This window comes from Croceicoccus naphthovorans (assembly GCF_001028705.1).
In the GTDB taxonomy this organism is placed as follows: domain Bacteria; phylum Pseudomonadota; class Alphaproteobacteria; order Sphingomonadales; family Sphingomonadaceae; genus Croceicoccus; species Croceicoccus naphthovorans.
Map to the genome: position 1 here is coordinate 1,361,180 of NZ_CP011770.1, position 17,785 is coordinate 1,378,964.

A 17,785-nucleotide genomic window follows, 5' to 3' on the forward strand; every position below is an offset into this window, starting at 1 on the left:
AGTGGGTTCGGCCAAGAAAATCGGCCCGGGCGTCGTGCGCCCGGGCCGTCTCTCCCTAATTCCATTCGTTGGTGCAACTAGGAGACATACAATATCATGTCAACCGTAGAGTTTGAAATATTGTTTCGTGAATTCGCTCTTTGGTGTAATTCTCTGATCGGAAACATTGCCAATGCTTTGGGGGCTGGTGGCGGAACCACGTGAACTGCCGTTTCGCATAGCGCCGAGTCGCCTGCGCGCCACGGGCCGAACACTCCGCCGCGTCTATCTCCCCGCGCAGCATTGCCGCAATTTCCGGCACCCCGATGGCACGCATGACAGGCAGGTCGGGATCGAGGTCGCGGGCGAGGAGGGCGCGTACTTCCTCGACCGCGCCTTGCTCCAGCATCAGGGCGAAGCGGCGGTCGCACCGTGCGTAAAGCGTCTCACGGTCGGGCAGCAGGATCGCTGCGGTCAGGTCGATGTCCGCGCCGATCCCGCCCTCCAGCTCGCTTTGCCAATCGGCCAGCGTTCTCCCGGTGCTGCGCACAACCTCCAGCGCGCGGGCGACGCGGGTCGTGTCGGCGGGGTTCAGGCGCTGCGCCGCCGCCGTGTCTTCGTTGATTAGCGCCAGATGCGCCTCGGCCACGGGCAGGGCGCGGACTTCGGCGCGGATCGCAGGTTCGATGGCCGGGATCGGTGCAATGCCGTCTATCAGGGTGCGCAGGTAAAGACCGGTTCCGCCGACGAGGATCGGCAATTGCCCCGCGGCGTGTGCCTCGGTGATTTCCGCCTTCGCCCGCGCGGCCCAGTCTGCCGCCGAACAGGGATCGGCCCCATCCCACGCGCCGAACAAAACGTGTGGCACGCCGCGCATCTCGTCATCGCTGGGGCGCGCGGACAGCACGCGCAAATCGGCATAGACCTGCGCGCTGTCGGCATTGATCACCACGGCCGGTTGCCCCGCCGCCTGACAGCTAAGCGCCAGGTCCACCGCGAGATCGCTCTTGCCGCTGGCCGTCGGCCCTGCAATGAGCGCGACCTTTGGAAGACCTGATTCCAGACCAGGATCCAGACCATCGGAGAAAAGACGCGTGCTCATCGCCCGGCTGATAGCAGACCCGGCCATTCTTGAAACCGCGCTGGCAAAGGCGACGGCGGAATTGGAACGGGCCGGTGCGCCGATTGCGCAGGCGGCCATGCTGGACTTCTGCTCCGACGTGCTGGAAGTGATGCTGCCCCACGGCGATCCGGCAACTGTGCGCGGCGTGCTGGAAGGCGCATTCGGACCGTGCGACATGTTGATGGCGGACAAGCCGATCACGGTGCCGCAATTGTTCGTGTCGGACATGGATTCGACGATGATCGGGCAGGAATGCATCGACGAACTGGCCGACTTCGCGGGTTTGAAAGAGCGGATCGCCGACATCACCGAACGGGCGATGCAGGGTGAACTGGATTTCGCCAGCGCGCTGACCGAGCGGGTCGGACTTTTGGCGGGGCTTGAGGAAAGCGCGATTACCCGTTGCCTGGACGAGCGAATTCGCCCGATGCCGGGGGCGCGGGTTCTGGTCGAGACACTGAAGGCGCGCGGATGCCGCACGGTGCTGGTGACGGGCGGGTTCCATTCGTTCGCCGATCCTGTGGCGGAGATGCTTGGTTTCGAGCGTGTTGTCGGCAACGTGCTGGGCGTGGCGGGCGGCAAACTGACCGGCAAACTTGCGGCGGAGATCGTGGACAGCGGCACGAAGCTGGCCACTCTGAACGAGGAAATGGCGCGCCTTGGCGATGGCGCGGTCAGCCTTGCGACCGGCGACGGCGCGAACGACATTCCGATGATCGAGGCGGCGGATTACGGCGTTGCCTATTATGCCAAGCCCAAGGCCAAGGCGGCGGCGAACGGGTTCGTCGATCGCGGTGATTTGACGAGTGTGCTGAAACTGTTGGGCGTGCCGCAGTCGGATTGGGTGGATTGAGGTTTGCTTGGTGGCGGGCGAAGCATGGCCTGATCTATGGGTCTAGAATCGCCTACTTATCGCGAGCGATGGCGAACCGTACCTCTAGATGCCTTACATGTTCGACCGGTCGTTGATCAATCGTAAGTGCATCAGGCATATGCATGCCTATAACGTTCTCACAGGCGGCCTTTGCATAGTCGCTAACGACTTGATCAGAGTCTGTCCTCGAGAGAGGAGTACAAGCGGTTACTTGGCTTCTGTCGTCAATTTCGACGGTAACACGTTCGTCAATAAAGTCATCGTCGCTGCCGGGTAGCGATTTCACATCGAAAGTAACGTCGGGCAAAGCGACAATTCGGGTTTTCTCCAAATTCTTTAAAGCGTTGGGGCTAGGGAGGCGATCACCCCGGATCAGCACGGATCCTATGACTTCATGCGTAATGCCCGGTGCCACGAGGCTCATGATGTTTTCGCTTTGTCCTGCTTTCCGATGTTCGAAGAAGGGAATCGCGTATTTGATAAAAGCACGCACAACTCCGTAAGTTGGCCTACCTGCCGCTGAAAAGGCTTGCTCGAATTGAGCCTTACGCTGCAGTTTGCAAATGTCGTTTGCCAGACCTTCTGAACCGAATGCGGCAAGTGTCGTGCAACTTATCTGATCGCCATCGGGATCAATCACGAATTCTATGAGAGCCGCAGCAGATTCCGCACTGCGCAATGACTTGCTTGGATAGGACTCGGTATCAGGCACTATTTCTGGAACGGCGAGCAGTCCGGCAGCAGCGACGAGTATAGACATGACAAGTAGTTATGCGAATGGGCTCTAGAAAACAACTATGTGTGGCCACACCCATTTGCAATTTGCCGACTTCGGGAATGCTAATCAGCTCTCCATCCACTCTTTGAAAAACGACAAGCTCGCCGCCTTCAGGTCCGTAACGCTAACCCGGCTCTCGCCGCCCACGCTGCGGAACACCACCTCGTCACCCTCGACATCGCCCAGCGCGATCGCCGCGAGCCCAGCGGCTTCGGCGGCTTCGAGGATCGGTTCGGCTGCTTTAGCGGTGACGACGTAGCGCGACTGGTCCTCACCGAACCAGAACCCGGCGGCGCTGTCGCGGCCTTCGGGCAGGGCAACCGCGCAACCGATGCCGCTGGCCATCGCCATTTCGGCCAGCGCCACGGCAAGCCCGCCGTCGGAGCAATCGTGCACGGCGGTCACCGCGCCATCTGCGATAAGCTTGCGCACCGTCTCACCCGCGCGCTTGGCCAGATCGAGGCCGACCGGCGGGGGCGGGCCTTCTTCGCGGCCGTGCAGATCGCGCAAGTATAGCGACTGGCCGAGGTGTCCGGATTCGCCGCCGATCACGACAATCTGCTCGCCCTCAGCCTTGAAGCGAATCGTGGCCATCGTCTCATGGTCCTGCATCAACCCGACGCCGCCGATGGCGGGGGTCGGCAGGATGGCGGAGCCGCCGCCGGTCGCCTTGCTTTCGTTATAAAGGCTGACGTTGCCCGACACGATCGGGAAGTCGAGCGTGCGGCAAGCCTCGCCCATGCCCTGAAGACATCCGACGAACTGCGCCATGATTTCGGGTCGCTGCGGGTTGCCGAAGTTCAGGCAGTTGGTCACCGCCAGCGGCGTCGCGCCAACGGCGGAGATGTTGCGATAGGCCTCTGCAATGGCCTGCTTGCCGCCTTCGTAGGGGTCGGCATAGCAATAGCGCGGGGTGCAATCGGTGCTGATCGCCAGCGCCTTTTTCGTGCCGTGCACGCGCACAACCGCCGCGTCGCCGCCCGATTTCTGCATGGTGTCCGCACCGACCTGCGAATCGTATTGCTCCCAGATCCACTTGCGGCTTGCCAGGTCGGGCGTCGCAACCAGCTTCAGCAGGTCCGCCGCCACGTCATGCGTTTCGGGTACCTCACCCATTGGGCCGACCTTGGCCCACGCGGCATATTCCTCGCGCCCGATATAGGGCCGTTCGTATTCCGGCGCGTCTGCGGCAAGGGGCCCGAGCGGAATATCGCAAACGACCTCGCCGCCGAATTCCAGTACCATGTGCTGCGTATCGGTGACTTCGCCGATGACCGCGAAGTCCAGCTCCCATTTGCGGAAGATTTCTTCGGCTTGTGTCTCGCAGCCGGGTTTGAGCACCATGAGCATACGCTCCTGACTCTCGCTGAGCATCATTTCATAGGGCGTCATGCCCTCTTCGCGGCAAGGCACCTTGTCCATGTCGAGCCGGATGCCCGCCTTGCCGTTGGTCGCCATTTCGACTGAGGACGATGTCAGGCCCGCCGCACCCATGTCCTGAATGGCGACGATGGCGTCGGTGGCCATCAGTTCAAGGCAGGCCTCGATCAGCAGCTTTTCGACGAAAGGATCGCCAACCTGCACGGTCGGGCGCTTTTCCTCGATATCGTCGCCGAAATCGGCGCTCGCCATCGTCGCGCCGTGGATGCCGTCGCGGCCCGTTTTCGATCCGACATAGACGATGGGATTGCCCACGCCCGTCGCGGCGGAATAGAAAATCTTGTCCGCATCGGCCACGCCCACGGTCATCGCGTTGACCAGGATGTTGCCGTCATAGGCCTTGTGGAAATTGGTCTCGCCGCCAACGGTCGGCACGCCGACGCAGTTGCCGTATCCGCCGATACCCTCGACCACGCCCTTGACCAGATGCTTCATCTTCGGATGATCGGGCCGACCGAAGCGCAGCGCATTCATATTCGCCACCGGGCGCGCGCCCATCGTGAACACGTCGCGCAGGATGCCGCCGACGCCCGTCGCCGCACCCTGATAGGGTTCGATGTAGGACGGGTGGTTGTGGCTCTCCATCTTGAAGATCGCGGCCTGACCGTCACCGATGTCGATGACGCCCGCGTTCTCGCCGGGACCGCAGATCACCCACGGCGCCTCGGTTGGCAGCTTTTTCAGGTGGAAGCGCGAGGATTTGTAAGAGCAATGCTCCGACCACATCACCGAAAATATGCCAAGCTCGACGAGGTTCGGCTCGCGGCCCAACGCGTGCAGGACACGCTCGTATTCTTCGGGGGAAAGGCCGTGGGCCTCGACGACGTCAGGAGTGATCTCGCTCATGCCCCGCGCCCTTAACCACCGGCGGGCCCCCGATCCAGTCCCTAAATGATCTGTGGCAGCCCTTTTGCCGCGCTTGACCACACGCTTGACCGTTGGGGCATGCGCCGCCATTGCTATCGCCCATGGATGAGGCCCAAAATCAGATTTCCGAGCTGACCTACGAACAGGCACTGAAAGCGCTGGAAGACGTGGTTCGCAGGCTTGAGAGCGGCGATGTCGCGCTCGACGAATCGATCACGCTTTACGAACGCGGCGAAGCGCTGCGCAAACATTGCCAGGCAAGGCTGGATGCGGCGCAGGCTCGGATTGAGAAGATCGTCGCCGGGCCGGACGGTGCGCCGACCGGAACGCGACCGTTCGACGAAGGTGGGGTCTGAACCTCATGGCGGTGGAGGGGATCGTGCAACCGGACCTGTTGGGGACCGCGCTGACGCAGATGCGTGAGGATGTGGACCGGCATTTCGATGTCCTGCTGCCCGTTCCCGACGATGCCCGCGCGCCTTTGGTCAACGCGATGCGCCACGCCGCGATCGGCGGCGGCAAGCGGTTGCGCCCCTTGTTGCTGGCGGCGACGGCGGAAATGTATGGCGTAACCCGCGATTCCGCAGTGCGGGCGGGCTGCGCGGTAGAGGCGATCCACGTCTATTCGCTGATCCACGATGACCTGCCCTGCATGGACGATGACGACCTGCGCCATGGTGAGCCGACGGTGCACGTCGCCTTCGACGAGGCGACGGCGGTGCTGGCGGGCGATTCGCTCCACGCGCTGGCCTTTGACATCCTGATCAGCCCGCAGGTAACGGCCGATCCCTTCATCCGGTCCGAACTGGTCGCCACGCTGGCCAAGGCGAGCGGGATGGATGGCATGGCGGGCGGCCAGATGATGGACATGATGGCGGAGCAGGCCGCCAAAGGGGATGAAGGCGGCGAGGGCGGCTTCGACCTGCACACCGTGACCCGGCTTCAGCAATTGAAGACCGGTGCCCTGCTGGGCGCGTCGGTCGAAATGGGCGCGATCCTTGGACGCATTCCTCCGGAGGGGCGGACGCATTTGCGAAATTATGCCCGCGATATCGGGCTGGCGTTCCAGATCGTCGACGATCTGCTCGACCACGAAGGGGACGAGGAACTGGCTGGAAAGGCGCTGCGCAAGGATGCGGCGGCGGGCAAGGCGACGTTCGTCTCTCTAGTGGGCGCGGACCGGGCGCGCGAACAGGCGCAGGTGCTGGTCGATCAGGCGGTCGGGCATCTGGCTTCGCACGGGGCGGAGGCCGACGTGCTGCGCGCTGTCGCCTGCTATATCACCGAACGGGACTATTGATTTGACCGCCACGAACAGGGGTAATCGGCGCGGACTACCGCGTTTGGGAGGCATGGTTTGAGCAAGCGTATCGGCATATATCCGGGAACGTTCGATCCCATCACGCTGGGGCATCTCGACATCATCCGGCGCGGGTCGAAGCTGGTGGACGAGCTGATCATCGGCGTGACGACCAACCCGTCGAAAAACCCGATGTTCACCCCCGAAGAACGCATGACGATGGTGGAGCGTGAGGTGAAGGCGCTGGGCATCGAGAATGTGCAGGTCGTTGGGTTCAACGCCCTGCTGATCAAGTTCGCACAGAAACAGGGCGCACGGGTCATCATTCGCGGGCTGCGCGCCGTGGCGGACTTCGAATACGAATACCAGATGGCGGGCATGAACCAGCAGCTGGACCCGAATATCGAAACCGTGTTCCTGATGGCCGACGTATCGCTGCAACCGATCGCGTCCAAACTCGTCAAGGAAATCGCCATGTTCGGCGGCGAGATCACCCGCTTCGTCAGCCCGAAGGTCTGCGAGGAAGTGATCGAGCGGGTGGAACAGCAGGGCCGCCGGGGCGACTACTAACCGTTCATTGCATCGACAGCGTGGCCCGTCTAAGCGGCGGATCGAGTTAATTTCGGGATCGATACAGCGCATGAATTTCAGTCTTCGTACCCTGGCGGGCGTGGTTACCGCGGCACCGATCGCGCTGGCCGCCTCGCTTATGATCGCAACGCCCGTCGCCGCGCAGGACGATGCCCTGGCAGAGACTTCGGCGGTTGAGGAAGCGCCGGTTGAGGCTGCACCTGTGCCGATCGATCCGAAGACGTACTGGACCGTCGATACCTCGCTGGATCATGATCCAGAGAATATCCTGTTTCTCGACCTGTCGAACGGTGGGCGCGTGGCAATTCGGCTGAAGCCCGAATGGGCGCCGCAGCACGTGGACCGGATCAAGACGCTGACCCAGCAGGGGTTCTACAACGGCGTGATCTTTCACCGCGTGATCGAAGGCTTCATGGCACAGACCGGCGATCCGACCGGCACTGGCATGGGCGGTTCGGAACTTCCTGACCTGAAGGCGGAGTTTAACAAGGTGCCGCACTTGCGCGGCACAGTAGCCGCCGCCCGCGCGCAGGAAGAGGATTCTGCCAACAGCCAGTTCTTCATCGTGTTCTATCCGACGATGCAGATCGACCGGAAATACACGAATTTCGGCCGCGTGATCGCGGGCATGAACTATGTCGATTCAATTTCGCGCGGATCGCCGCCGCCCAGCCCGACGAAGATCCTGCAAGCCTCTTTGGGCAGCCAGCATCTTGCCCCGCCCGCGACGACGCCGATGACCGGCGAGATCACGTCGGACATGCTTTCGGCCCCGATAGGCGTGGGGCAGGACTTGCCCGCCGCCGGCGATGCGGTTGAAGAAGCCGTAGACTGACCTTTTCAACCCGTCGCCCACGGTGCGTTCTGATTTTGCGCCTTTTCGAAACGAAAAAGTCTATCAACTTTTTCTGAAAAGGCTTTAGGCGCCGGGCGATGAAGGTTGACCTATTCGATTTCGAGCTGCCGCCCGAACGGATCGCGCTGCGCCCGGCGCGACCACGCGATTCCGCGCGCATGTTGGTGGCCGCGGGCGATGCGCCATTTGCGGACCTGACAATGCGCGACCTGCCGCAAGTGCTGCGCGCGGGCGATGTGCTGGTCTTTAACGACACCCGCGTGATCCCGGCGCAACTGGAAGGTCTGCGGGGCGAGGCGCGGATCGGCGCAACGCTGCACAAACGGATCGACTTGCGCCGCTGGCAGGCGTTCATCCGCAATGCCAAGCGCCTGAAGGAAGGCGACCGCATCGCCTTTCCCGCCGACGTTAGCGCAATCGCCGAACAACGCCACGCCGACGGCAGCTTCACGCTGGCGTTCGAGGGCGAAGAGCCGGTCGAGGTCTTGTTGGAGAGGGCAGGGCGCATGCCGCTGCCACCGTACATCGCGGGCAAGCGCCCGACGGACGAGGCCGACCGCAGCGATTACCAGACGATGTTCGCCGAAAAGGATGGCGCGGTTGCGGCACCCACTGCGGCGCTGCATTTTACGCCGGACCTGATTGCCGCGCTCGACGCCGCCGGGATCGGGCGAGAGACGCTGACGCTGCACGTGGGCGCAGGCACGTTCCTGCCGGTGAAGGCGGACGATACCGACGACCACGCGATGCATTCGGAATGGGGCCGCATGGACAAGGCGACGGCAGACCGCCTCAACGCCGCCCGTGCCGCCGGAGGCCGCGTGATCTCGGTCGGCACGACATCGCTACGCGTGCTGGAGAGCGCGGCGGACGAGGATGGCGTGATCCACCCGTTCGAAGGCGATACCGCAATCTTCATCACACCCGGATACCGGTTCCGTGCCATCGACGGGCTGATGACGAACTTCCACCTGCCCAAATCGACGCTGTTCATGCTGGTCAGCGCGCTGATGGGGCTGGACTGTATGCGCAGTGCCTATGCCCATGCAATCGCGAACGAATATCGCTTTTACAGTTACGGTGACGGCAGCTTGTTGTTGCCGAACGGTTGAAGGCCGCGAATCGCGCCCATTGTAATGACCACCGAATGCGTCCACCCTGTGCGTCGGCGTCGTGGAGTTTTCGTGCATATGGGTCAGCTTTCGAAAGGCAGCGATGCCCGGGCCATGCACGCAATGGTGGACGCCTACGACTGGTCGTCGAATCCGCTTGGCCCCCGTGCCGATTGGCCCAGAGAGCTTGAGGCGACAGTCCAGCAAATCCTAGATTCCGAATTTCCCGCCGCCCTGGTCTGGGGGGCGGACCTGATCACCATCTATAACGATGCGTTCCGCCCGATCCTTGGCAAGAAGCAAGAGGCGCTTGGTCGGTCATTCTCCGACATCTGGGCAGAAGCGTGGGACGAGATCGGGCCGATTGCCGACCGTGCCTTGGCCGGGGAATCGACGTTCATCGAAAACTTTCCGCTGATCATCAATCGCGCCGGGCGGCCGGAACAGGCGCATTTCACGTTTTGCTACAGCCCGCTGCGTTTGGCCGACGGCACGGTGCAAGGCATGCTCGATACCGTGATCGAGACGACCCGCACGGTCGAGGTGCAGGGCGAACTGACGTTGGTCAACGAAGAGCTGGCGCATCGACTGAAGAACTCGTTGGCCATCGTTCAGGCGATCGCCAGCCAGACCCTGCGCGATAGTTGTGAGGACGAAGCGTTCGAATCCTTCCAGCACCGGCTTGGCGCTCTGGCCCACGCGCACGAGGTGTTGTTGCAACAGGATTGGTCGACCGGTTCGTTGCGCAACGCGGTCCGCGCTTCTTTGGAACCGCACGTCGATCTGGAACGGGTGGCGATTTCGGGCATCGACCTGTCGATAGGATCGAAGACGACGATGGCGCTTTCGATGATGCTGCACGAACTGGCCACGAATGCGGTGAAGTACGGCGCGATGTCTTCGAAAAGCGGCACGGTCGCAATTTCTTGGGCGATGGACGGACCGGACATGGCGTTCCGCTGGGTCGAAAGCGGCGGGCCGCGTGTAGAGGCTCCGCCGAGCATGGGCTTTGGTTCTCGCCTGATCCGCCGCGGTTTCGGGGGCGAGCATTCCGGTGAACTGAGTTTCGATCCCGGCGGCATTTCGTTCGTGATCAAGACTCCGGTCGTGGAACTCGCACGTTAGTCCTTAAAAAAAGCCCGCCATCAGCGCGACGGCGGGCTTTCGAGTGGGAGAAGACACGAGCCGGGAAGCACGTGCAGGTTTGGTTTCTCAGGTTACGGCAATCCCCGCATTGATCGCCGTCAAATTCCCCATTCAACTTTAGCCGCATCTTGTTTTGCGGCGATCAGCCCTCACATTCTCGCGGTGGCCGATCCGATCCTGACGATAACCTCCCTCGACAAGACTTACGCTGGCCGCGGTGCGGCCCCGCCGGTAAAGGCTTTGAACGAGGTGAACCTCGAAATTCGCAGAGGCGAGATATTCGCCTTGCTCGGCCCTAACGGCGCGGGCAAGACCACGCTGATCGGCGCGGTCTGCGGTCTGGTGCGTCCTACCGGCGGCACGATTAAGGCGTTCGGCATGGACCTGAAGCGCGACTGGCGCAAAATCCGTGCGCGGATCGGGCTGGTGCCGCAGGAAATGGCCGCCGATATTTTCGAGACCGTCCTGCATTCGGTGACTTATTCGCGCGGGTTGTTCGGGAGGCCCGCCGATGCGGCGCGGGTAGAGGAAGTCCTTCGCTCGCTAAGCCTGTGGGACAAGCGCAATTCGCAGATCCGGATGCTGTCGGGCGGGATGAAGCGGCGGGTGCTTATCGCGAAGGCGCTGGCCCACGATCCCGAATTGCTGTTCCTTGACGAGCCGACTGCTGGCGTCGACGTCGAACTGCGGCGCGATATGTGGCGCCAGATCGACAAGCTGCGCGAGCAGGGCGTGACCATCATCCTGACCACGCACTACATCGAAGAGGCCGAGGAAATGGCCGACCGCGTCGGGGTGATCAACAAGGGGCAGATACTTCTGGTCGATGACAAGGACGCGATGATGAAGCGGCTTGGCCGGACCGAGGCGGAGTTTACCCTGACCCAGCCGTTGTCGGTCATCCCTGCGTCAGTCGCGCGCGAAGGGTTGTCGCTGGCGAACGACGGCAAGGCGCTGTGCTTTCGCGGCGGCGATGGGTCCGGCCGCGGGAAAGAGGCAGTTGCCGACATCGCGCAGGCGCTGGCGCGCGAAGGCATCGCCTATCACGCCATCGATATGCGCGAATCCACGCTGGAGGACATCTTCGTCGACCTCGTAGAGAACCGACCGGAGGTCGCGGCATGACCATCGGTTTCAACGCCCGCAGCGCATGGGCCATATATGTGCGCGAAGTCAGCCGCGCATGGCGCACGGTGTTCGGGACGATCATCTCGCCGGTGATTACCACCTGCCTTTATTTCATCGTGTTCGGGGCCGCCATCGGCAACCGGATGAGCGATGTGGGCGGGGTCGATTACGGCGCGTTCATCGTGCCGGGCCTGCTGCTGCTGACCCTGCTTTCCGAAAGCACCTCGAACGGCAGCTTCGGCATTTACATGCCGCGCTTCACCGGGGCGATCTACGAATTGCTTTCCGCACCCGTCAGCGTGGCGGAAACGCTGGTCGGCTTCGTCGGCGCGGCGGTGACCAAGTCGCTGATCATCGCGGGCATCATCCTCGCCACGGCGACGCTGTTCGTGGATTATCACATCGCGCACCCGGTTTTGGCGTTCTTCTACATCGTGCTGGTGGCCAGTGCGTTTTCACTGTTCGGCTTCATCCTCGGCCTGTGGGCCGACGGGTTCGAGAAGTTGCAGATGGTGCCGCTCTTGGTCCTGACGCCTCTGACCTTCCTTGGCGGCACGTTTTATTCGATCGACATGCTGGCCGAACCGTGGCGCACGGTCGCGCTGTTCAACCCGATCGTCTACCTCGTGTCGGGCCTGCGCTGGACCTTTTTCGAACAATCGGACGTCAGCATCGGGGTCGCATTCTCTTTGACGATGGCGTTTTTGGCCGTCTGCATCGTCGCGATCAGTTTGATCTTCCGTACGGGTTGGCGACTGCGCGATTGATTGCTAGCGGACCGGCATGACCCGGATCGCCGTTCGTTTCGCCCTTCTGTCGTCTGTATTCCTGTCGGTTCCGGCTCATGCCGAACTGCCGGAGCCCGTTATCGCCATGATCCGCGCGGCGGAATCGACGGGCGATCCGAAACAGGTCGCCGCGGTTCACGCAGCGGCCCTTGGGGCTTATCCCGACGAGGCGGATCAGCTGAAAGAGCTGAAACAGGTGTGGGACAATCGCCTGACCCGCAAACGCAAGGCAGAAGCGGAGGCGAAGGAAAACGCAATCCGCCGCGCCGGGCTGTTCGACTTTTGGGAAGGAAAGGGCGAACTGGGCGCGCTACGTTCCACCGGCAACAGCAACGACATCGGCGTTAGCGCCTCGCTGGCGCTGGCTCGCATCGGCATCGACTGGCGACACAAGCTGAAAGGGCAGGCGGATTACCTGCGCAGCGATGGCGAGACGACGCGCGAGCGCTTTCTCGCCGCGTATGAGCCGAGCTACGACATTGGTGAGCGGGCCTTCGTCTACGGGCTGGGACAAGCGGAGCGCGACCGCATTCAGGGCTTTTCCTCGCGCTATTCGGTATCGGGCGGCATCGGCTATCGCATTATTGAGCGCGACGATCTGAAGCTGGAAGTAAAGGGCGGCCCCGCATGGCGGCAGACCGATTTTCTCGACGACGATGACGAGGAATATATTGCCGGTCTGGCCGCGATGGACTTGTCGTGGACGTTCGCGAAGAACCTGACGCTGACGCAAGTCGCATCGGCCTTCGTGCAGAGCGAGAACAGCACCTATACCAGCCTGACCGGCTTGCAGGCGGGCATCGGCGGCGGCTTTTCGGCGCGCCTGTCCTATCGGTTCGAACACGATACAAGTCCGCCAGATGACAGCGAAAAAACCGATACCCAGTCGCGGGTAACACTGATCTACGACTTTTGAGCTTCCGGGCCGGTCTCGTCAGGCTGGCGCGAACCAGTCGTAGATGAGCTTTGCGGTCAACAGCAGGCTGATGGTCACCAGCAGCGGGCGAATGATCTTCGCCCCGTGCTTCACCGCGAACTTCGCGCCCAGTGTCGACCCGATGAACGACCCGACCGCCATGGCCAGCGCCAGCGTCCAGATGATCTTGCCGCCGACAGCAAAGACGATGACGGCGGCCATGTTGGTCATCATGTTGAACAGCTTTGCATGGCCGGTCGCGCGGGTCAGTCCTTCTCCGCGCAGGCCCACCAGCGTCGCGGCGAAGAACGAACCGGTGCCCGGCCCGAAGAACCCGTCATAGAACCCGATCCCGCCCGCGAACGGAGCATAGCCTTTACGAGAAATCAGCTCTTTCGCCTGACGATCGTCCATACGCGGGCTGAGCAGGACGTAGAGCGCAACACCCATCAGCAAGAGCGGCACGATCAGGTTCAGGATGCGCGCCGACATCTGTTGCACCAAAATCGCCCCCGCCGCGGCGCCCACGAACGCCAGCAACGCCAGCCACTTTTCCTTGCGCCAATCGACCAGCCCGGCCTTCGCATAGTTGCGGAACGCGTTGGAGGTGCCGAACATCGACTGCACCTTGTTGGTGCCCAGCGCCAGTTGCGGCGGCAGCCCGGCGAACAGCAGCGTGGGCATCATGATCAGCCCGCCGCCCCCTGCGACCGCGTCGATAAAGCTTGTGAAGATGGCCAAACACGCCAAGCTGGCGATCAGCCAAAGTTCGATTTCCATGCTGCCCCGCATAGCGCCGCTTGGCCGCAGGGCAATTGCCAATTCGCCCGGCGCGCTTGCAAGGCTGGCAAGTCCGCGGCGGAGCGGCTAGGGGCGCGGGTCTGATGACCCGATTTGCGTTTTCCATCCACGCCCGCGACGGCAAGGCCCGCACTGGCGAGATCGCCATGAAGCGCGGCACGATCCGTACGCCCGCCTTCATGCCCGTCGGCACCGCCGCCACCGTCAAGGCGATGAAGGTTGAGGACGTGCGGCGGACCGGCGCCGACATCATCCTTGGCAACACCTATCACCTGATGCTGCGCCCTGGGGCGGAACGGGTGGCGCGGCTTGGCGGATTGCACAAGTTCATGGGGTGGGACCGCCCGATCCTGACCGACAGCGGCGGGTATCAGGTGATGAGCCTGTCGGACTTGCGCAAGATTACCGAGGAAGGCGTGACCTTCGCCAGCCATATCGACGGGTCGCGCCACATGCTGACACCCGAACGCAGCATGGAAATACAGCGCCTGTTGGGCAGCGACATTGTCATGGCCTTTGACGAATGCCCGCGCGCCGATCAGTCGCGCGACGTTATCGCGCAGAGCATGGAAATGTCGATGCGCTGGGCCAAGCGCAGCCGTGACGGTTTCGACAGCGGCGAGGAGCACGCCGCGCGATCGGCGTTGTTCGGCATTCAGCAGGGCGCTCTGGATGAAGATCTTCGTGGGATTTCGGCGCAGAAGCTGACCGAGATCGGTTTCGACGGCTACGCCATCGGTGGGCTTGCCGTGGGTGAGGGGCAGGAGGCGATGTTCGCCACACTGGACTTCGCGCCGGGGCAATTGCCCGACGACCGACCCCGCTATCTGATGGGCGTGGGCAAGCCCGACGATCTGATCGGCGCGGTGGAGCGCGGAGTCGATATGTTCGATTGCGTGCTGCCAAGCAGGTCCGGCCGTAACGGGCAGGCCTTTACGTGGAACGGCCCGCTCAACATCCGCAATGCCAAGTTTGCCGAAGACAACGATCCTATCGACAGCCGCTGCACCTGCCCGACGTGCGGCAAGTATTCACGTGCCTATCTGCACCACCTGAACAAGGCGGGCGAGATTCTGGGCGCGATGCTGATGACCGAGCACAACCTGTCGTTCTATCAGCAACTGATGCAGGCCATGCGCGCTGCTATCGCAGACGGACGCTTTGCCGCCTTTGCCGCAGACTTCCGCCGCGATTACCTGCGCAAGTAGGTTCAGGCCGCCAGCGGGGCGTCGCCGTCGTCGCTGCGCACTTGCAGCTGCGTTTCGCGGTACTTGAAGAACTGGCCGCTGGCCTTGTCGTAATACCCGGCACCGATCGCGCAGGCCTGCTTCATCGCAACCTTTAGATCGGGGTACCATTTTCCGGCTTTGTGGGGGGTGACGAAACGATATTTCATAGTGCCGGATAAATGCCCGACTTGCCACTCGGTTCCCTGCAGTAAACCCCTGTTTGGTATCGCAAAAAGGGCAAGATTACGGCGCATACGAAAAAGGGCGGGAAGACCCGCCCTTTTCCTTGAATTCGGTCGGTTATCCGACTGATCAGCGCGAGTAGAACTCGACGACCAGGTTCGGTTCCATGCGCACCGGATAGGGCACTTCGTCCAGCGTCGGAACGCGGGTGAAGGTGACCTTGTCGTTGCCGTCGGTCGACACGTAGTCGGGGATCTCACGCTCGGGCAGGCTCTGCGCTTCGATGATCAGCGCCATTTCCTTGGCCTTGTTACCAAGGCTGATGACATCGCCAACCTGAATGCGGCGCGAGGGGATGTTGCACTTCACGCCGTTGACCAGAATGTGGCCGTGGTTGACGACCTGGCGAGCCGAGAACACGGTCGGCGCGAACTTGGCGCGATAGACAACCATGTCGAGACGCTGTTCCAGAAGACCGATCAGATTCTGGCCGGTATCGCCCTTCATACGCGAAGCGGCAAGGTAGGTCGCCTTGAACTGCTTTTCGGTGACGTCGCCGTAGTAGCCCTTCAGCTTCTGCTTGGCGCGCAGCTGCAGGCCATAGTCGCTGACCTTGCTCTTGCGGCGCTGGCCATGCTGGCCGGGGCCGTAGGAACGCTTGTTAACCGGGCTGTTCGGACGGCCCCAGATGTTCTCGCCCATCCGGCGGTCGAGTTTATGCTTGGCGCGGGTGCGCTTCGTCATCGTATGCTCCAACATGCTGTCCCCGCCACCGTGGCAGGGCCCAAAGCCCGGCATCGCACCGCCCGACCGATTGTCGGACGCGGCCACCGCTTCACCGGGGTGCGGGGCCTGTCGCAAACCCGCGCAAAACGCAGGCCGTGACGTGGAGCCGCGCGCATTAGCGACATTCGGGGCGAAGTCAAGCCGAACTCCCGCCTCGACAACGCGGGCGCGTTTGGGCAATGCGCGCCGTATGGATAACAGTGTCGCAAAGCCGGACGATTGCCGGACGATGTTGGACGTACGCGCCGGGGTCGATGCCACCGATCGGGCGCTGATGGAACTGCTTGCCACGCGTTTCGGCTATATGCGCGCGGCGGCGCGGATAAAGCAAACCCGCGATGCCGTGCGGGATGAAGATCGCAAGCGCGCGGTGATAGAGGCGGCCAAGGCCCACGCGCTGGACATGGGCGTGCCGGTGGGGTTTGTGGCCGATGCCTGGGACAGCCTTGTCGAAGCCTCCATCGCCTATGAGCTGGAGGAATGGGACCGGCTGCGCAAGTAGTGTGAAGGGGCGCTAGTCCCGATCCGGTTTGCCCAGCGCAGAGAGCACACCGCGCATCGTGCGAACCTCAAGGTGGTTCCACGCGGGCTTGGTCAGCATGGTGCGCAGTGTGCGTTTCGTTGCGGCGGCGCGGCTTTCGGGGCGGAAATAGCCCTTTGGTTCCAGCAGAGCCTCCATCTGGGTGATCATGCCATCAAGGTCTTCCTGCGGGGCAGGGGGCAGCGTGTCTTCCGCCGTCGGCTGCGTCAGCGTGGCATTTGCGGTCTTTGACCATTCGTAGGCCATCAGGATCACCGCCTGCGCAAGGTTCAGCGATCCGAATTCCGGGTTGATCGGCACCGTCACGATATTGCGGGCGATGGCAACATCGTCGGTTTCCAGACCCGACCGTTCCGGCCCGAACAGAATCGCATGGCGGCCCTCTGCCGTCGCCATCTCGCGCGCGGCTTCTTCGGGTGTCAGCACCGGCTTGGTCACGCCGCGCTTGCGTACCGTGGTCGCGTGCACATGTTCGCAATCGGCCACGGCATCGGCGACGCTGGCATAGACCTGCGCCCTTTCCAGCACCACGTCCGCGCCACTGGCGGCCGGGCCCGCGCTGGGGTTGGGCCAACCATCGCGCGGGGCGACGAGGCGCATTTCAGTCAGGCCGAAGTTAAGCATGGCCCGTGCGGCCTTGCCGATATTCTCGCCCAATTGTGGGCGGACGAGGACGATGACGGGGTTCATGCCTCGTCCTGCCCCGCATCACGCACGGTTTCGGCGAATTGCGCGAAATCCCGTGCCTCGCTGAATTCGCGATAGACGCTGGCGAAGCGGATATAGGCGACGGGGTCGAGCTGGCGAAGCCCTTCCATCACCATCTCGCCGATCTCGGTTGCGCCGATCTCGCTCTCTCCGCGCGTTTCGATCTGGCGCTGTACGCCCGAAACCAGCCGGTCGATCCGTTCCTGATCGATCCCGCGCTTGCGACAGGCGAGCATCACTGCATGCTCCAGCTTCTCACGCGCGAACGGCTCTCGCCGGTCGCCAGATTTCAGCACGGTGATTTCACGCAGCTGGATGCGTTCGAATGTCGTGAACCGCGCGCCGCAGCCTTCGCACTGGCGGCGGCGGCGGATGGCGCTGCCATCCTCTGCGGGGCGCGAGTCCTTTACCTGGCTCGATTCATGGGCACAGAACGGACAGCGCAATCGATGATCCTCAGATCTTGCCCTTGGCCTTGGCGTAGCCGAGACCGCCGCCAACCGCGGCACCGATGATCGGGCCGACAAACGGCACGGGAATGGCGATCAGCGCGCCAATCGCACCCCATTTCAGGACCGTCTTGGTTTCGGGCTTCATGCCCTCTTTTTCGTACTGCACGTCTTGTATTCCTTCAGCTCT

At 62.5% G+C, this 17,785-nt stretch carries 21 protein-coding genes; 12 read left to right on the forward strand and 9 right to left on the reverse strand.

Features of this window, described 5'->3' with window-relative positions; all coding sequences use genetic code 11:
* Window positions 1-94: 94 nt before the first annotated feature.
* Window positions 95-1,081 (reverse strand): tRNA (adenosine(37)-N6)-dimethylallyltransferase MiaA, encoded by a 987-nt coding sequence (gene miaA / locus AB433_RS06840; RefSeq protein ID WP_047820446.1) that lies wholly within the window; start codon window positions 1,079-1,081, stop codon window positions 95-97.
* Between miaA and serB the strand changes: the two genes are divergently transcribed.
* A complete protein-coding gene (serB, locus tag AB433_RS06845; protein WP_047820447.1) occupies window positions 1,074-1,955 on the forward strand; it encodes a phosphoserine phosphatase SerB in 882 nt (293 codons plus the stop codon). The genes miaA and serB overlap by 8 nt on opposite strands.
* 52 nt (window positions 1,956-2,007) lie before the next feature.
* Here serB and AB433_RS06850 read toward each other — a convergent pair whose 3' ends face one another.
* Both AB433_RS06850 and purL read right to left on the reverse strand, forming a co-directional pair.
* A complete protein-coding gene (locus AB433_RS06850) occupies window positions 2,008-2,736 on the reverse strand; it encodes a hypothetical protein (RefSeq protein ID WP_047820448.1) in 729 nt (242 codons plus the stop codon).
* Between the two features lie 84 nt (window positions 2,737-2,820).
* Window positions 2,821-5,040 carry a phosphoribosylformylglycinamidine synthase subunit PurL gene (purL, locus tag AB433_RS06855; RefSeq protein ID WP_047820449.1) on the reverse strand — a complete coding sequence of 740 codons (2,220 nt, stop codon included), beginning with the start codon at window positions 5,038-5,040 and terminating at the stop codon, window positions 2,821-2,823.
* 122 nt (window positions 5,041-5,162) lie between these two features.
* Here purL and AB433_RS06860 point away from each other — a divergent pair, with 122 nt between their 5' ends.
* From AB433_RS06860 to AB433_RS06900, 9 genes are all read left to right on the forward strand, one after another.
* Entirely contained in the window at window positions 5,163-5,417 is a 255-nt protein-coding gene (locus AB433_RS06860) for an exodeoxyribonuclease VII small subunit (protein WP_047820450.1), read from the forward strand.
* A 5-nt stretch (window positions 5,418-5,422) separates the two neighbouring features.
* Complete coding sequence (locus AB433_RS06865; RefSeq protein ID WP_047820451.1) at window positions 5,423-6,361, forward strand: polyprenyl synthetase family protein; 939 nt, start codon at window positions 5,423-5,425, stop codon at window positions 6,359-6,361.
* A gap of 57 nt (window positions 6,362-6,418) precedes the next feature.
* Window positions 6,419-6,931, forward strand: a complete 513-nt coding sequence (coaD, locus tag AB433_RS06870; protein WP_047820452.1) for a pantetheine-phosphate adenylyltransferase — start codon at window positions 6,419-6,421, stop codon at window positions 6,929-6,931.
* 70 nt (window positions 6,932-7,001) lie between these two features.
* Window positions 7,002-7,787 carry a peptidylprolyl isomerase gene (locus AB433_RS06875; RefSeq protein WP_047820453.1) on the forward strand — a complete coding sequence of 262 codons (786 nt, stop codon included), beginning with the start codon at window positions 7,002-7,004 and terminating at the stop codon, window positions 7,785-7,787.
* A 98-nt stretch (window positions 7,788-7,885) separates the two neighbouring features.
* Entirely contained in the window at window positions 7,886-8,920 is a 1,035-nt protein-coding gene (gene queA, locus AB433_RS06880) for a tRNA preQ1(34) S-adenosylmethionine ribosyltransferase-isomerase QueA (RefSeq protein WP_047820454.1), read from the forward strand.
* A gap of 123 nt (window positions 8,921-9,043) precedes the next feature.
* The gene (locus tag AB433_RS20775) at window positions 9,044-10,045 is read left to right on the forward strand and encodes a sensor histidine kinase (RefSeq protein ID WP_218916926.1); all 1,002 of its coding nucleotides are present in this window, start codon (window positions 9,044-9,046) and stop codon (window positions 10,043-10,045) included.
* A 183-nt stretch (window positions 10,046-10,228) separates the two neighbouring features.
* A complete protein-coding gene (locus tag AB433_RS06890; RefSeq protein ID WP_047820456.1) occupies window positions 10,229-11,191 on the forward strand; it encodes an ABC transporter ATP-binding protein in 963 nt (320 codons plus the stop codon).
* Entirely contained in the window at window positions 11,188-11,961 is a 774-nt protein-coding gene (locus AB433_RS06895) for an ABC transporter permease (RefSeq protein ID WP_047820457.1), read from the forward strand. Before AB433_RS06890 ends, AB433_RS06895 begins: the two co-directional genes overlap by 4 nt.
* A 16-nt stretch (window positions 11,962-11,977) precedes the next feature.
* Window positions 11,978-12,898 (forward strand): DUF481 domain-containing protein, encoded by a 921-nt coding sequence (locus AB433_RS06900; RefSeq protein ID WP_047820458.1) that lies wholly within the window; start codon window positions 11,978-11,980, stop codon window positions 12,896-12,898.
* Between the two features lie 18 nt (window positions 12,899-12,916).
* On the opposite strand, the gene AB433_RS06905 is transcribed toward AB433_RS06900, so the two are convergent.
* Window positions 12,917-13,678, reverse strand: coding sequence for a TSUP family transporter (locus AB433_RS06905; RefSeq protein ID WP_047820459.1), 762 nt, complete (start codon window positions 13,676-13,678; stop codon window positions 12,917-12,919).
* 104 nt (window positions 13,679-13,782) lie between these two features.
* Here AB433_RS06905 and tgt point away from each other — a divergent pair, with 104 nt between their 5' ends.
* On the forward strand, window positions 13,783-14,907 hold the full coding sequence (gene tgt / locus AB433_RS06910) for a tRNA guanosine(34) transglycosylase Tgt (RefSeq protein ID WP_047823518.1): 1,125 nt from the start codon (window positions 13,783-13,785) through the stop codon (window positions 14,905-14,907).
* A 2-nt stretch (window positions 14,908-14,909) separates the two neighbouring features.
* Here tgt and AB433_RS06915 read toward each other — a convergent pair whose 3' ends face one another.
* Window positions 14,910-15,095 (reverse strand): hypothetical protein, encoded by a 186-nt coding sequence (locus AB433_RS06915; RefSeq protein WP_047820460.1) that lies wholly within the window; start codon window positions 15,093-15,095, stop codon window positions 14,910-14,912.
* Between the two features lie 145 nt (window positions 15,096-15,240).
* The gene (gene rpsD / locus AB433_RS06920; RefSeq protein ID WP_047823520.1) at window positions 15,241-15,855 is read right to left on the reverse strand and encodes a 30S ribosomal protein S4; all 615 of its coding nucleotides are present in this window, start codon (window positions 15,853-15,855) and stop codon (window positions 15,241-15,243) included.
* Between the two features lie 232 nt (window positions 15,856-16,087).
* Here rpsD and AB433_RS06925 point away from each other — a divergent pair, with 232 nt between their 5' ends.
* Entirely contained in the window at window positions 16,088-16,399 is a 312-nt protein-coding gene (locus tag AB433_RS06925) for a chorismate mutase (protein ID WP_047820461.1), read from the forward strand.
* Window positions 16,400-16,411: 12 nt separating this feature from the next.
* Here AB433_RS06925 and AB433_RS06930 read toward each other — a convergent pair whose 3' ends face one another.
* Genes AB433_RS06930 through AB433_RS20415 form a run of 3 tightly spaced genes read right to left on the reverse strand, consistent with a single transcriptional unit; the run spans window position 16,412 to window position 17,764 of the window.
* On the reverse strand, window positions 16,412-17,128 hold the full coding sequence (locus AB433_RS06930) for an RNA methyltransferase (protein WP_047820462.1): 717 nt from the start codon (window positions 17,126-17,128) through the stop codon (window positions 16,412-16,414).
* Complete coding sequence (nrdR, locus tag AB433_RS06935; protein WP_047820463.1) at window positions 17,125-17,592, reverse strand: transcriptional regulator NrdR; 468 nt, start codon at window positions 17,590-17,592, stop codon at window positions 17,125-17,127. Before nrdR ends, AB433_RS06930 begins: the two co-directional genes overlap by 4 nt.
* A 10-nt stretch (window positions 17,593-17,602) precedes the next feature.
* Window positions 17,603-17,764, reverse strand: a complete 162-nt coding sequence (locus AB433_RS20415; RefSeq protein ID WP_156170709.1) for a hypothetical protein — start codon at window positions 17,762-17,764, stop codon at window positions 17,603-17,605.
* Window positions 17,765-17,785: the final 21 nt, after the last annotated feature.

Coding starts and splice junctions, on each gene's coding strand:
- miaA (WP_047820446.1), bottom strand. CDS start 1,081: ATGAGCACGCGTCTTTTCTCCGATGGTCTGGATCCTGGTCTGGAATCA.
- AB433_RS06850 (WP_047820448.1), bottom strand. CDS start 2,736: ATGTCTATACTCGTCGCTGCTGCCGGACTGCTCGCCGTTCCAGAAATA.
- purL (WP_047820449.1), bottom strand. CDS start 5,040: ATGAGCGAGATCACTCCTGACGTCGTCGAGGCCCACGGCCTTTCCCCC.
- AB433_RS06860 (WP_047820450.1), top strand. CDS start 5,163: ATGGATGAGGCCCAAAATCAGATTTCCGAGCTGACCTACGAACAGGCA.
- AB433_RS06865 (WP_047820451.1), top strand. CDS start 5,423: ATGGCGGTGGAGGGGATCGTGCAACCGGACCTGTTGGGGACCGCGCTG.
- AB433_RS06875 (WP_047820453.1), top strand. CDS start 7,002: ATGAATTTCAGTCTTCGTACCCTGGCGGGCGTGGTTACCGCGGCACCG.
- queA (WP_047820454.1), top strand. CDS start 7,886: ATGAAGGTTGACCTATTCGATTTCGAGCTGCCGCCCGAACGGATCGCG.
- AB433_RS20775 (WP_218916926.1), top strand. CDS start 9,044: ATGGTGGACGCCTACGACTGGTCGTCGAATCCGCTTGGCCCCCGTGCC.
- AB433_RS06895 (WP_047820457.1), top strand. CDS start 11,188: ATGACCATCGGTTTCAACGCCCGCAGCGCATGGGCCATATATGTGCGC.
- AB433_RS06900 (WP_047820458.1), top strand. CDS start 11,978: ATGACCCGGATCGCCGTTCGTTTCGCCCTTCTGTCGTCTGTATTCCTG.
- AB433_RS06905 (WP_047820459.1), bottom strand. CDS start 13,678: ATGGAAATCGAACTTTGGCTGATCGCCAGCTTGGCGTGTTTGGCCATC.
- tgt (WP_047823518.1), top strand. CDS start 13,783: ATGACCCGATTTGCGTTTTCCATCCACGCCCGCGACGGCAAGGCCCGC.
- AB433_RS06915 (WP_047820460.1), bottom strand. CDS start 15,095: ATGAAATATCGTTTCGTCACCCCCCACAAAGCCGGAAAATGGTACCCC.
- rpsD (WP_047823520.1), bottom strand. CDS start 15,855: ATGACGAAGCGCACCCGCGCCAAGCATAAACTCGACCGCCGGATGGGC.
- AB433_RS06925 (WP_047820461.1), top strand. CDS start 16,088: ATGGATAACAGTGTCGCAAAGCCGGACGATTGCCGGACGATGTTGGAC.
- AB433_RS06930 (WP_047820462.1), bottom strand. CDS start 17,128: ATGAACCCCGTCATCGTCCTCGTCCGCCCACAATTGGGCGAGAATATC.